Genomic DNA, 12,488 nt, shown 5'->3' on the forward strand with positions numbered 1-12,488 from the left:
ATATTCTTGTTTTCATCATAGCTTGTCTAAAAAGATGAGATAAGGATGATGATAAATGGTATATATGATTGAGAACGTTTATCGACAGAATAAAAGCAAGGGCGCCTATGTTCCTACCTCTTACGTTATCGATAATGAGAAAATCCTTTCCGTTAGAGAAGCACCCTTTAGGCAATATACGTATATGAAAATAGACGGAGATCCGTACGTGATTTCTCCTCCCCTCGTTAAGTATGTTGAGACAATACCTGACGATATGCCTAACTTCTTTCTTTCTGAGCTGATTTTAAAGGGATGTTTAGTGTTCATGACGAAAGTGGAAATAAGCTATAAACATCAATTAAAGTCAGCTATCCAACTGTTGGATGATAAGCTGAAAATTTCTCCAATTGATTATTTGTTAGGGGTGCAATTGCCATTGGCTTCACTGCAGCCAGACATGATAAGATTATTAAGAAAAGAAAAAATTCCTGCTGTTTTTGTGGAAATAACGGGAATCAATGATTTAGACGATATGCCATGGGGATGGGTGAAAGAAGCGTTCTTTCCTTACTTTAGTAACTTAATCCCTATTTTTAAGCATGTTGATAATGAAAAAGATTACCGTTTACTGCAACAAAAGTGGGTGTATTATATGAAAAAGCATCGCCTGCCATATGTGGCTCATCCATTGAAAAATGGTGAATTAATCAATGAGCAAACGCAAGCAACAATCGGTATATACCCTTTTAAAACACAATTACAACCTGGATTAGAAGCGAATTATAATTTTTACAAACGAGGCAGGGAAATCACAAATATTGAAGAATTAGATGTATATCATTATCATAGAGAGAGGCTGGTCATCTCATGTTTACGTGGGAGAGTCTTACGGGCAGGTGATTGGCATCATCCGCTTGAAGGATTTGGTAAGAGAGTCATGATTAAGACACCATCATACTACCAGCTATCATAATTGTATTGAAAGGATATAGATATGGATAAAGTAAAAAAGATTATAGCCTTGTTAGAAAATGGGTTACATGATGAGGCATTAGAAAAATATAAAGAAATACTTTCTCATGGTACACATGAAGAAAGGTTTGTTTTAGCGGAAGAACTGATGCAATATGGGTTTCTAAAAGAGGCACACCAACTAATAGAGAGGCTGTTAGATGCCTACCCTGAGGAAGGCGAACTGCTTGTAATGAAAGCAGAAATCTTCATTGATCTAGGAAATGAAGAAGAAGCAGTGCTCGTATTAGAGCAAGTAAATCAACAAGATGCTAGTTATCCACAAGCCTTATTATTGTTGGCAGACTTATATCAGATGGAAGGGTTATATGAGGTAAGTGAAAGAAAGTTATTAGATGCGAAAGCGATACTTCCCGAGGAGCCAATTATCGATTTTGCCTTAGGTGAGTTGAGTGCAGAACAAGGAAAATTTTTAGAAGCAGTTAAATTATATGAAAAAGTACTGACAAAAAAGGAGCTTATTGGCGGTGTAAACGTTAACCAAAGAATGGCTGAAAGTTTAAGTGCAGGGGGTGCTTTTGAAGAAGCATTGCCTTATTATGAAAAAGCGCTTGAAGAAAAGTTGGAAATACATACGCTATTTAGCTATGCATTCACAGCTTTACAAGCTGGTTATAATCAAGTAGCCATTGAGAAATTTAATGAGCTCAAAGAAATAGATCCAGAATTTCACTCGCTGTATCTACATCTCGCAAAGGCATATGAACGTGAAGAACAAGTTCAAGAAGCTTTAGCAACAGTAAAACTGGGAATTAAACAAGATGAATATAATAAAGAACTTTATTTTTATGGTGGTAAGCTAGCCTTGAAAATTCCAGATGAACAACTAGCAGTTGACCTCCTAAGAGAAGCGTTAGCGATTGATCCAGAATATATTGATGCTGCTATTGTGATTAATAAAGTTTTTATGAATAACGAGCGTTTCAATGATGTAATTGAAATTGCAGAATTAATGCAAAGCGCAGAAGTGATTGATCCACAACTATTATGGGATGCAGCAAAAAGTTATCAAGAAATAGAAGAATATTCACAGGCATTAAACAAATACAATGAAGCATATACTTATTTTAAACAGCAGCCGGATTTCTTGGCAGACTATGGATATTTTCTAATTGAAGAAGGAAAACGAAAGGAGGCTGCCGAACTTTTTAGTAAGCTTACTCGTTTGGAACCTCACAACGAAGAATATCAGGATATCCTGCAGCGGCTTTCAGATGAGTCGTAGAGGTTTGCATCATCAGAAAGTCTACCTGAAGCTTAAGTGAAAAAAAATTAAAGCTGCAGCAGAGGAGGGAATCAAAATGACGGCCCCTGTATCTGTCAATGAAAAGAAAGACTTTATTCGTTGGTTTCTTAATCATTATCAGTTAAAAAGAAGAGAGTGTGTCTGGATTCTTAACTACTTAATGAGTCATGATCAATTAATGGAGAAGGTTCATTTTGTGGAACAGGCTCAGTATTGTCCGAGAGGATTAATTATGTCTACACATTGTGTCGATGAAGCGCCTTTTCGTTTTTACAAAGAGAATGTAATGACAACTGACGCAGAAAAGTCATTTCATGATATCCGCTTAAATAGAGAAGAAGATATATTTATTCAGTTGAACTTCCATGCTGCCAATAAAGCTCATCAATATGCAGCGGTGTTAGAAGAAAATCCTTTTATGCCAAAGACATTAAGAATAAGTGAAAAAGACCGTATGATAGCTGAAAGATTCTTAACAGAGAGCTTAGCGCGTTTTCAAAAGGAAAAATTACTCAAAGAAATTGATGAGGCATTAGATAAACAAGATAAAGAAAGATTTATTCTATTAACAACGAAATTGAATAAACTTCAAACATAGGTTTTTATTTATAGAAAAGTACAGACAAAAAAGATATGCTTCCTATTTTTTTAAGGGAGTCATATCTTTTTTTTGATTTCATTATATGTTGAGACGGAAGAGGATGAAATGAAAACAGGGGGCATATGATTCTTGTGAAAGCGAATAGGGAAGTCCCAATATAGCACACCAAGCTTTTAGAGTTTAATTCTACCACATTAAGAGTTTTAAAGTTTTAATTAAAATAATGGGCGTGACGAACCTTAGGAATATTAATAATACCTATACCATCTTCGTCTAAGTATAAAAAATATATTTAATGAATTCTGAAATGTTCAAAAAATAGACACTGTTGCCTTTTGATAGAAGGTCATTTCCGTGGTATGATAAATAAGGAATATTAAGGCGTAATTGGAGTGATTAGGATGAAGTGGCATACACAGGATATACAATTATTTTTGAAAGAAAGAGATTATATTGATACAGTCATACTTCCTCTTTATCCGGTATCTTTTGCAGATGATATCCAGCAAACAGTGGCAATGACCGAATTTATTAACCTCTTATCTGGGCAACTTGAAAAGCAATTTAAAGGCAGAATTCTTATGTTACCCGGAATGAGCTATCTAAAGACCATTTCTGAGGAAAAACGGCTTGCAGATTTAATAGAATGGGAAAAAGAATTAATTTCTCAAGATTTTAAACATATTTTTTACATAACTTCTGATAGTGATTGGAAAACTGTAGAAGAACAGTTAGATGGAGGGTTAATTTGGATGCCTTCAATTCCGCTAGATAACATGGATGATCAGTACAAGCTTTCAATTTTAGAAGATCAGGTAAAACAATTACTGAATGTATTTGTGAAGAAATGGCAGAATAATGATTGAAGAGTCACATAAATCTCATAGTTGTGATGATTCAGTGAAGGATTATATTGACCTTCCATAAAGATTGATATATCATTGGTATGTCCTAGTTTTATATTGTGTTGAACTTTGTCCGTTGGACTTAACTTCATAATAGAGGGGGGAAAAGTATGAGCAAAAATCGTGTGACAAGACGTCAATTCCTTAATTACACACTCACAGGTGTAGGCGGGTTCATGGCAGCAGGAATGTTGTTACCTATGGTGCGGTTTGCAGTAGATCCGGTCCTACAAAAGAAAGGTGAAAGCGATTTTATTGCAACAAATCAGAAGGTTGCTGACCTAACAACAGAGCCTACTAGGGTTGACTATTCGTTTGAACAACAAGATGGCTGGTATTCTTCGGAAGAAACTGGAACTGCATGGGTTTACAAAGATGAGAATGATAAAGTTGTCGCATTATCACCTGTATGTAAACATTTAGGTTGTACAGTTAACTGGAATGGAGATAAGGCAAATGAAAATCATTTCTATTGTCCTTGTCACGGAGGTCTTTATACAAAAGATGGTACAAATGTTCCAGGTACACCACCAATTGCAGCACTTGATGTTTTTCCAACAAAAGAAGTAGATGGGTTCTTACACTTAGGTAAGGCAGAACCGCGATAAGGAGGCGTAATCATTGTTCAATAAAATTTATGATTGGGTTGATGAACGTTTGGATATTACGCCAATTTGGCGAGATATTGCTGACCATGAAGTACCTGAGCATGTAAACCCAGCGCATCACTTTTCGGCGTTTGTTTACTGCTTCGGAGGTCTAACGTTCTTTGTAACTGTCATTCAAATCTTGTCTGGAATGTTCTTAACGATGTACTATGTTCCAGATATCAAAAATGCTTGGGAGTCTGTGTATTATTTACAAAACCATGTAGCATTCGGACAAATTGTTCGTGGCATGCATCACTGGGGAGCTAGCTTAGTTATTGTTATGATGTTTTTACATACTTTACGCGTATTCTTCCAAGGTGCTTACAAAAAACCACGTGAATTAAACTGGCTCGTTGGAGTAGGAATATTCTTTGTAATGTTAGCACTTGGATTAACAGGCTATCTATTACCATGGGATATGAAAGCTTTATTTGCAACAAAAGTTACCATTCAAATTGTCGAATCAACTCCATTTATTGGTGAAATGTTAAAAACACTTATTGCTGGGGACGCATCTATTGTCGGAGCTCAAACGATAACACGATTCTTCGCCATTCACGTTTTCTTCCTACCAGCAGTATTATTTGGCTTAATGGCTGCTCACTTTATTATGATTCGTAAACAAGGTATTTCTGGTCCATTGTAAAATGAAATCTTCTATTAAAAGGAGGGGAATTATTACATGCATCGCGGAAAAGGAATGAAATTCGTAGGTGATTCCCGTATATCTGCTGAACGTAAGACTTTCATTCCGAAAGATTATTCGGAATATCCAGGCAAAACAGAAGCTTTCTGGCCAAACTTCTTACTGAAAGAATGGATGGTAGGAGCCGTTTTCCTAGTAGGTTTCTTATGTTTAACAATTGCGCACGAACCACCGCTTGAAAAAATCGCGGATCCGAGTGATACAGCTTATATTCCGCTACCAGACTGGTATTTCTTATTCTTATATCAATTGCTAAAATACACATATGCATCAGGACCATATAATGTTATTGGTGCATTTATTATTCCAGGATTAGTATTTGGTGCACTTGCATTGGCGCCATTTATCGATCGCGGTCCTGAACGTAGACCATCAAAACGTCCTTTTGCCACAGGTTTTATGTTACTTGCATTGGCGGGGGTTACCTTCCTAACATGGGAATCAGTTGCTCACCATGACTGGGAGGCTGCAGCAGAACAAGGAAAAATCGTCGCAGATGCTGAAGTCGATACCGAGGCAGAGGGGTATAAGCTCATGGAAGCGAATACTTGTTTAACTTGCCACGGTAATGAATTGCAAGGTGGTGCAGGTGCACCTGCTTTAATCGATGTTGAATTATCACCTGAAGAGATTAAAGATGTGATTCAAAACGGCCGTGGAGCTATGCCAGCAGGTATATTCACAGGTAGTGATGAAGAACTTGATAAAGTGGTCGAATTTATCGACAGTATAGAATCTGAATAAAGTGAAAAAGAAGCTGACCAGCAGTTGTCAGCTTCTTTTCGTATCGTACATAAAAAGTAGTAAGTGAGGTAGTCTATGAAACAAATATATACGATATTGGGTAATCGAAGCTTTTTAATTCTTCTCTTAATCATCAATATTGCCGGGACTGTATATGGTTACGATTGGTATATGTGGCAATTAGTTGATACACCAGCAATATTCCTTCCATTTGTTCCTGATAGTCCAACTGCTAGTTTGTTTTTCGTTATTGTTCTTATTGCTTTTTTATTAGGTAGAAATTGGCCTATTTTTGAAGCACTCGCAATTGTTACACTTGTGAAATACGGTATCTGGGCAGTTGTGATGAATTTACTTGTGTTCCAAGTGACAGGTGAAGTGGAGATAACGGCACTCATGCTTATTGTTTCCCATGGTGCTATGGCTGTACAAGGTGTGCTCTATGCCCCTTTTTATCGCATAAAAGCTTGGCATCTTATAATTGCTGCTATTTGGACTTTGCATAATGATGTGATTGACTACGTTTTCTTTATGTTACCGAGATATTCTGTACTTAATGAATATATTCCGCAAATCGGTTATTTTACTTTCTGGCTTAGCCTATTTTCTTTAGGTCTGACCTATCTATTATGTATTCGAAAAGGGCGATATCAGCTGAAAATGCCCTCCATTCATCAATAACCTTTTATCAATAGGTTATGTTAAAAATTAATGTTGATATTTATAGAAAACAAAGGAACTTCCAAGTAATGGAAGTTCTATTGCTTAATGTTTGCTTTTTCTATTATCCCAACCGTTAATTAAACACTTGTTACCTTGTTAATTCTAAAAAAAATTCATAACGAAAGGGTATATGTATAGTAAAGTGAGAATAAAAAAAGCATTCAAGCCTATTACGGATATTAAAAACACCCAAACTTTTTTTATCCTTAACTGTACATAAGCAGATACCAACACAAGAAACATAAAAATACCAATCAATGAACCCCAACCCCAATTATAAATTGCGGCTCGGTCTGGGTCTGGTGCAGCAATGCTAAACATTGGACCTATACCAATAAGAGCTACGAATATGAATATTAATACGTGTACCAAATATACTGCTGACCTAAACAATGAAACCACCTACTCTCTCCAGTCTCAATTATTAGTAAAAACAATCCTTTCTCCTTAATTGGCCGTTTGCCGAATGAAAATAATTTCTATATCGTGAATTACTTAACTTTAATGTACATTGTTTTGATACTGTATGCTTTCTAAGACTTGAAACCAAGTGAGATAATTTTCTAAATATTTGGTTGCCACACCGTTAAAACGTTGTATCAACCTTTTAGCATTTCTTGATAATTGTTTACGTTCTGAATGTGATAAAGACCTTTTGTGCGTACTTTTCCATCTGATTTGAATTGATATATTTCCATTCCCTTTTCATTCGCGTAAACTTTAAAAGCTCTCCAGGCATCAGTACATCATACATTACCTTTTGAAAGCTTATGCCCAATTGCTTTATCTAAATTCCCTTTGGTTATTCTACCCATACCCAATGTACGTAAAATTGCTAATTTATCACGATCTGTTGCGACTAGAACACATACTTGTTCTTTGCTTATGCCACGTTTCTTTGCAGCACCACCACGCTTACGAGGCTGTCTTCCTTTTATCTCCTTAGATGATGCACTAAGTTTTTCAATTAGGTATTCTCTTAATCGGTGTTTCTCAGCTGGATTTAGTTTATGAATTGCTTTTAAAATATCAGTTACCTTCACATTCATCACAAACTTCGCTATTCATAGCTTATTCATAGCCTGTTTGTTCGATTATAACGAATATCAACAACAAAGATTAACATAGCCTATCAATAGAAAAAATAAAGTTAGAACTTCCAATAGAAGTCTTCTGGTTTTATTTCCTCATTGTTGCCAATATTGCTTCTAGTGTTTCGTAGATAAATCTATTGATTAATGGTCTAACCTTGTCCACATCGTCATACAATGCTATTAGCAATCCGATAAGGAGGACAGGTACGTATGAAATGGAGAGTTGTGGCTATTATTTTAGTTATTGCACTCATTTTCCCTTACATGATAGTAGCAGAGACAGAAAATGACGATGGCATGATGAATCAATTGGATCTATTATCAGATGAAGTTCTACACTTGGTTAAAGCGCAAAAATATGAAGAGGCTAGTAGAATGTTGAATTATTTCACAGACCAATTTGTATTGGCTACAAGCACATCAACTGCGATGACGAGGGAAAGTTTGAGAACTGTCACATCTGTTCACCAAGAAGTAGTTGAAGAAATAAAGAAAGAACAAAGCTCGTATGAGTCGAAAGTACAAAAAGCAACCAAACTTCGGATATTAATGGACGCCCTATCTCCTGCAAAAGAACCGATGTGGCATGAAATGAAAGGACCGATGTTAAGTACACTTGGGGAAGTAAGGGAGTCAATAGAAGCGGGTGATAGCGAGAGCTTTCATACACAGTACAATACCTTTCTCTCTCTTTATGATACAATTTACCCTTCATTAAAATTAGAAGTAGAGCCAGCAACTATTCAACAATTGCATACACGCATTCAATATATTGATCAATATCGTCGAGATGTAATGGTGAAAGAAGAAGGTAAAAGGGAACTAGAATTATTGAATAGTGAGCTAGAAGATATTTTCGATACAATTACGGATGATGAAGCTGATCCATCACTTTGGTGGGTAATTATTTCAACTGGAAGTATTATTATATTAACGCTTTCGTATGTCGGTTTTAAAAAATATAAGGGCGGAAAGAAAAAAGAAAAAAATCCAGAGAGCTAAGGCTAAACGCTTGAATTGTCTTATAAGAAAAAGGTAAAATGAAATCAAAGCATAAACATGATAAGCTTTTCCTTTAGGTAAATTAAAGAAGGAAAAGGTAATGGGAGAATGAGATGGCAGGAAAAATGGACTTTCATCTTGAGGCATCTAGAGACGAAGCTACCCATTTTTTTTTGAATTGTTTGTAAGCAAGAATGTACCAATTATCAAGTTTTTTTTAGAAACAAGCATCCATGTAAAGTCGTGTTTTCACTATTTACAAAGCCATTCTGTCATACTGAGTGACTAACTAAAAGCTTTTAGCTTAGTATGTGAATATTTCTTCCAGTGTTTGTCTACATGATGCAGATGTAGATGAGAAGCTTATACTTTATTAGGAGGTTCACCTATGTCGTTTTTGATTTACTTTATCATTATTATGATTGTCCCGATTGCTATTCAAATGTACTTGAAGAAGACGTATAAGAAACATTTACAAATATCTACTTCTTCAAATATGACTGGAGCAGAAGCGGCTAGAAAAGTTTTAGATGAAAATGGGCTTTATAATGTCTCTATCGAACCAGTAAAGGGGCAACTTTCAGACCATTATGATCCTAGGGATAAGACCGTGAGATTATCTGAGGATAATTATTATGGATCTTCCATTGCTTCCGTATCAGTGGCGACACACGAAGTGGGTCATGCCATTCAAGATGCTGAAGACTATGCTTTCTTACGCTTTAGACATGCGCTTGTTCCAGTTGCAAACATTGGCTCTAACTTATCCTTCTTTTTCATCTTAGGAGGATTGTTGTTTCAATTTACTGGTATGATGTTACTTGGTATCATTTTCTTTGCTGCAGCGGTATTATTCCAGGTAATTACATTACCGGTTGAGTTTAACGCCTCATCTAGAGCACTCAATGTTATGGTAAGCTCGGGTGTGATTAGAAATGATGAAGAGTCTGGCGCTAAAAAGGTATTAAATGCAGCAGCTCTAACTTATGTAGCGGCAACAGTTATCGCTGTTATGGAATTACTGCGTTTTGTTCTTGCTTTTATTGGCATGAACAATGATGATTAATATATTTTAAATGTAAAAGCAACTGCTCACTTGAGGTAGTTGCTTTTTGTTAGTTTTTAGTAATCTCAGCGTTCTAAAGGTTTTTTGTTTTCATCCAATGTGAATCCTTCTCCTAAGACATCGTGCACTTGTGATACGGTGACAAATGCATTAGGATCAACTGAATGGATAAGGTTCTTCAATTTAGTTAGTTCATTTCTAGCTACTACGCAATATAATACTTCACGATCCAGCTTAGTAAAAGACCCTCGACCTTTTAAAACTGTGACTCCTCTCTCCATTTCATAGAGAATTTTCGCTGATATCTCTTCATTTTTCTCAGAGATAATCATTGCACCTCTTGCAGAATAAGCTCCTTCTTGGATAAAGTCAATCACTTTCGCGCCAACAAAAACGGCAACTAGAGTATACATTGCCTCATAATATTTGAGATAAAAAATCAGTGATAATGCAATCACACAAAAGTCAAACACAAACATCGTTTTACCCATGGAAGTACCGGTATACTTATTAACAAGTCGTGCAATAATATCAACGCCACCCGTAGTTCCACCATACCTGAAAATTATACCGAGACCAACACCGATAAAAACACCTGCGAACAGTGCAGCTAAAGTAAGATCATTCTTTAATGGCATATGTATTTGATATCTTTGGAATATTTCAAGGAAAAGAGAAACGCCTAGCGTACCAATAATCGTATAGATAAATGCTTTTTTACCTAGTAGTTTCCATCCTATAAAAAATAAAGGAATATTTAATATCAAATTCGTATAAGATGGATTCCAATCAAATAGGAAATACAATAAGAGCGTGATACCTGTAAAGCCACCTTCTGCTAAGTTGTTTTGCATATTAAAGTGAACAATACCGAAAGAGAATATACTAGCGCCAAACAGAATAAGGATAATATTCTTAATTTTCAATCCAAACATTCACAGTGCCCTCCGAAATGATGAAATATATTACTTGCCATCTCATTATATAGATTCAATAGAGGATAAGCAATCACACTTGATAGGGGAGCAAGGCAGCACATTCTCTCATACATAGACTATTTTTATGGGACAGAAATAAAGAATTAAACGATAGGAATTGTAAAAATGGCTATGTTTAGCTAACATGGAGAGTGTGAATAAAATGATTTGAAAAGGTATGTATATGAGGTGAGAAGCAATGAGTAAGTCGATGGAAGAATTACAGAGGGAAGTAGATACCTATATTGGGCAATTTAAAGAGGGGTATTTTAGTCCACTTGCTATGGTGGCAAGATTGACAGAGGAATTAGGGGAGCTGGCAAGAGAAGTCAATCATACATATGGTGAAAAACCAAAAAAGAGTACAGAAAAAGAAAAGGCAATAGAAGAAGAAATGGGAGACATGCTTTTTGTTTTAATTTGTCTTGCTAATTCTCTAAATATAGATTTAGCAAAAGCGCATGACCAAGTAATGCACAAGTTTCAAACGCGCGATAAAGATAGATGGACACGTATTGAAGAAGGGGGAAAAAATAATGAACACAATTAAAATCGTGATTGCAGGTCCAAGAGGTAGAATGGGAAGTGAGGCAGTTAAGTTAGTTCAGAACAAAGATAATTATGAATTAGTAGCAGTTGTAGATCATAAAAATGATGGTGGCATTTTAAGTGATTTTAAAGGTTTTGAGGGAATCGATGTTCCTGTTTATTCTGATATAGAAAAATGTTTTAAAAATGAAGCGTGTGATGTTCTTATTGATTTAACCACGCCTGAAGTTGGTATGGATCATACGAAAACAGCGCTTACTTATGGAGTGAGACCAGTTGTTGGTACAACTGGATTTACCAAAGAGAACTTACAAGAACTAGAGGATTTATGTCATGATACCAGTTTAGGTGCGATTATTGCGCCAAACTTTGCTGTTGGTGCTGTGCTTATGATGAAGTTTTCTCAAATGGCAGCTAAGTACTTTAATGATGTAGAGATTATTGAAATGCATCATGATCAAAAATTAGATGCGCCATCTGGCACTGCTGTTAAAACAGCTGAGATGATTCGTGATGTAAGAGAGAGTAAGCAACAAGGACATCCTAATGAAAAGGAAACGCTAGCTGGAGCTCGTGGGGCTGATTTTGATGGAATGCATATTCACTCCGTTAGACTTCCTGGCTTAATTGCACATCAACAAGTAATGTTTGGTTCTAGTGGACAAACACTGCAAATTCGCCATGATTCATACAATCGCGAATCATTCATGAGTGGTGTAGCATTAGCTGTCAATACTGTAGTTAAAATTGATACGTTAGTTTACGGATTAGAAAATATTATGGAGTAAGTATGGAGGCGGTGCCGATGAACATTGCATTAATTGCTCATGACAAAAAGAAGAATGATATTGTGAATTTTTCTAAAGCGTATCAAGTTATTCTTTCACAGCACCAATTATTTGCAACTGGTACGACGGGTTTAAGGTTACAGCAGGAAGCTAATCTAACTGTGCATCGTTTTCAATCTGGACCACTGGGTGGGGATCAGCAAATTGGAAGTATGATTGCGCAAAATAAAATGGATCTCGTCTTGTTTTTTAGAGACCCGCTCACCGCACAACCACATGAACCAGATATTACGGCGTTAATCCGATTATGTGATGTTTACGCTGTACCCTTAGCGACAAATATGGGCACAGCGGAAGTCCTAATAAAAGGACTTGAACGAGGAGATTTTTCCTGGAGAGAAATTATAAAAGAGAGTGAATAGA

Annotated in this window: 14 protein-coding genes and 1 pseudogene; 13 read left to right on the top strand and 2 right to left on the bottom strand. The window is 36.1% G+C overall.

Going from position 1 to position 12,488, the window contains the following annotated elements:
- The first annotated feature begins 55 nt into the window (after positions 1-55).
- The 8 genes from MKX29_RS17910 to MKX29_RS17945 all read left to right on the top strand — a co-directional run bounded on the left by MKX29_RS17910 (position 56) and on the right by MKX29_RS17945 (position 6,547).
- Positions 56-955, top strand: a complete 900-nt coding sequence (locus MKX29_RS17910; RefSeq protein ID WP_289434062.1) for a hypothetical protein — start codon at positions 56-58, stop codon at positions 953-955.
- 21 nt (positions 956-976) lie between these two features.
- Complete coding sequence (locus tag MKX29_RS17915; protein WP_224937437.1) at positions 977-2,239, top strand: tetratricopeptide repeat protein; 1,263 nt, start codon at positions 977-979, stop codon at positions 2,237-2,239.
- Between the two features lie 76 nt (positions 2,240-2,315).
- Positions 2,316-2,858, top strand: coding sequence for a ReoY family proteolytic degradation factor (locus MKX29_RS17920; protein ID WP_224937438.1), 543 nt, complete (start codon positions 2,316-2,318; stop codon positions 2,856-2,858).
- 404 nt (positions 2,859-3,262) lie between these two features.
- Positions 3,263-3,727 (top strand): YpiF family protein, encoded by a 465-nt coding sequence (locus tag MKX29_RS17925; RefSeq protein ID WP_224937439.1) that lies wholly within the window; start codon positions 3,263-3,265, stop codon positions 3,725-3,727.
- A gap of 149 nt (positions 3,728-3,876) precedes the next feature.
- Positions 3,877-4,374 carry a ubiquinol-cytochrome c reductase iron-sulfur subunit gene (locus MKX29_RS17930; protein WP_095372769.1) on the top strand — a complete coding sequence of 166 codons (498 nt, stop codon included), beginning with the start codon at positions 3,877-3,879 and terminating at the stop codon, positions 4,372-4,374.
- A 13-nt stretch (positions 4,375-4,387) separates the two neighbouring features.
- On the top strand, positions 4,388-5,062 hold the full coding sequence (gene qcrB / locus MKX29_RS17935; RefSeq protein WP_191810886.1) for a menaquinol-cytochrome c reductase cytochrome b subunit: 675 nt from the start codon (positions 4,388-4,390) through the stop codon (positions 5,060-5,062).
- Between the two features lie 36 nt (positions 5,063-5,098).
- Complete coding sequence (locus MKX29_RS17940; protein ID WP_095372771.1) at positions 5,099-5,866, top strand: menaquinol-cytochrome c reductase cytochrome b/c subunit; 768 nt, start codon at positions 5,099-5,101, stop codon at positions 5,864-5,866.
- A gap of 75 nt (positions 5,867-5,941) precedes the next feature.
- Complete coding sequence (locus MKX29_RS17945; RefSeq protein WP_224937440.1) at positions 5,942-6,547, top strand: DUF1405 domain-containing protein; 606 nt, start codon at positions 5,942-5,944, stop codon at positions 6,545-6,547.
- Positions 6,548-7,099: 552 nt separating this feature from the next.
- Here the strand turns inward: MKX29_RS17945 and MKX29_RS17950 are convergent.
- Positions 7,100-7,533: pseudogene (locus tag MKX29_RS17950) on the bottom strand (IS1595 family transposase); the annotation flags it as partial.
- A 360-nt stretch (positions 7,534-7,893) separates the two neighbouring features.
- On the opposite strand from MKX29_RS17950, the gene ypjB reads away from it, so the two are divergent.
- Together ypjB and MKX29_RS17960 are read left to right on the top strand one after the other, a co-directional pair.
- A complete protein-coding gene (gene ypjB / locus MKX29_RS17955) occupies positions 7,894-8,685 on the top strand; it encodes a sporulation protein YpjB (RefSeq protein WP_224937441.1) in 792 nt (263 codons plus the stop codon).
- A 388-nt stretch (positions 8,686-9,073) separates the two neighbouring features.
- Positions 9,074-9,751, top strand: a complete 678-nt coding sequence (locus MKX29_RS17960) for a zinc metallopeptidase (protein ID WP_095372775.1) — start codon at positions 9,074-9,076, stop codon at positions 9,749-9,751.
- Between the two features lie 65 nt (positions 9,752-9,816).
- Here the strand turns inward: MKX29_RS17960 and MKX29_RS17965 are convergent, their stop codons facing one another.
- Positions 9,817-10,686 carry a YitT family protein gene (locus MKX29_RS17965; protein ID WP_095372776.1) on the bottom strand — a complete coding sequence of 290 codons (870 nt, stop codon included), beginning with the start codon at positions 10,684-10,686 and terminating at the stop codon, positions 9,817-9,819.
- Positions 10,687-10,927: 241 nt separating this feature from the next.
- Between MKX29_RS17965 and MKX29_RS17970 the strand changes: the two genes are divergently transcribed.
- The 3 genes from MKX29_RS17970 to mgsA are packed head-to-tail and all read left to right on the top strand — an operon-like array spanning position 10,928 to position 12,487.
- Positions 10,928-11,278 carry a nucleotide pyrophosphohydrolase gene (locus MKX29_RS17970; RefSeq protein ID WP_224937442.1) on the top strand — a complete coding sequence of 117 codons (351 nt, stop codon included), beginning with the start codon at positions 10,928-10,930 and terminating at the stop codon, positions 11,276-11,278.
- Entirely contained in the window at positions 11,265-12,065 is an 801-nt protein-coding gene (gene dapB, locus MKX29_RS17975) for a 4-hydroxy-tetrahydrodipicolinate reductase (RefSeq protein WP_341106878.1), read from the top strand. The genes MKX29_RS17970 and dapB overlap by 14 nt, the downstream gene beginning before the upstream one ends.
- A 17-nt stretch (positions 12,066-12,082) precedes the next feature.
- Positions 12,083-12,487 (top strand): methylglyoxal synthase, encoded by a 405-nt coding sequence (gene mgsA, locus MKX29_RS17980; protein WP_224937444.1) that lies wholly within the window; start codon positions 12,083-12,085, stop codon positions 12,485-12,487.
- The last annotated feature ends 1 nt before the right edge of the window (position 12,488 follow it).

Origin of the sequence: Cytobacillus sp. FSL R7-0696, assembly GCF_038006865.1 — a bacterium.
Taxonomy (GTDB): Bacteria; Bacillota; Bacilli; order Bacillales; family Cytobacillaceae; genus Cytobacillus; species Cytobacillus kochii.

What these genes read in the sequence shown, in the direction of transcription:
- MKX29_RS17960 (WP_095372775.1), top strand. Translation starts at nt 9,074, where the DNA reads ATGTCGTTTTTGATTTACTTTATCATTATTATGATTGTCCCGATTGCT.
- MKX29_RS17965 (WP_095372776.1), bottom strand. Translation starts at nt 10,686, where the DNA reads ATGTTTGGATTGAAAATTAAGAATATTATCCTTATTCTGTTTGGCGCT.
- MKX29_RS17920 (WP_224937438.1), top strand. Translation starts at nt 2,316, where the DNA reads ATGACGGCCCCTGTATCTGTCAATGAAAAGAAAGACTTTATTCGTTGG.
- MKX29_RS17915 (WP_224937437.1), top strand. Translation starts at nt 977, where the DNA reads ATGGATAAAGTAAAAAAGATTATAGCCTTGTTAGAAAATGGGTTACAT.
- MKX29_RS17940 (WP_095372771.1), top strand. Translation starts at nt 5,099, where the DNA reads ATGCATCGCGGAAAAGGAATGAAATTCGTAGGTGATTCCCGTATATCT.
- MKX29_RS17970 (WP_224937442.1), top strand. Translation starts at nt 10,928, where the DNA reads ATGAGTAAGTCGATGGAAGAATTACAGAGGGAAGTAGATACCTATATT.
- MKX29_RS17925 (WP_224937439.1), top strand. Translation starts at nt 3,263, where the DNA reads ATGAAGTGGCATACACAGGATATACAATTATTTTTGAAAGAAAGAGAT.
- MKX29_RS17930 (WP_095372769.1), top strand. Translation starts at nt 3,877, where the DNA reads ATGAGCAAAAATCGTGTGACAAGACGTCAATTCCTTAATTACACACTC.
- MKX29_RS17945 (WP_224937440.1), top strand. Translation starts at nt 5,942, where the DNA reads ATGAAACAAATATATACGATATTGGGTAATCGAAGCTTTTTAATTCTT.
- MKX29_RS17910 (WP_289434062.1), top strand. Translation starts at nt 56, where the DNA reads ATGGTATATATGATTGAGAACGTTTATCGACAGAATAAAAGCAAGGGC.
- mgsA (WP_224937444.1), top strand. Translation starts at nt 12,083, where the DNA reads ATGAACATTGCATTAATTGCTCATGACAAAAAGAAGAATGATATTGTG.
- ypjB (WP_224937441.1), top strand. Translation starts at nt 7,894, where the DNA reads ATGAAATGGAGAGTTGTGGCTATTATTTTAGTTATTGCACTCATTTTC.
- dapB (WP_341106878.1), top strand. Translation starts at nt 11,265, where the DNA reads ATGAACACAATTAAAATCGTGATTGCAGGTCCAAGAGGTAGAATGGGA.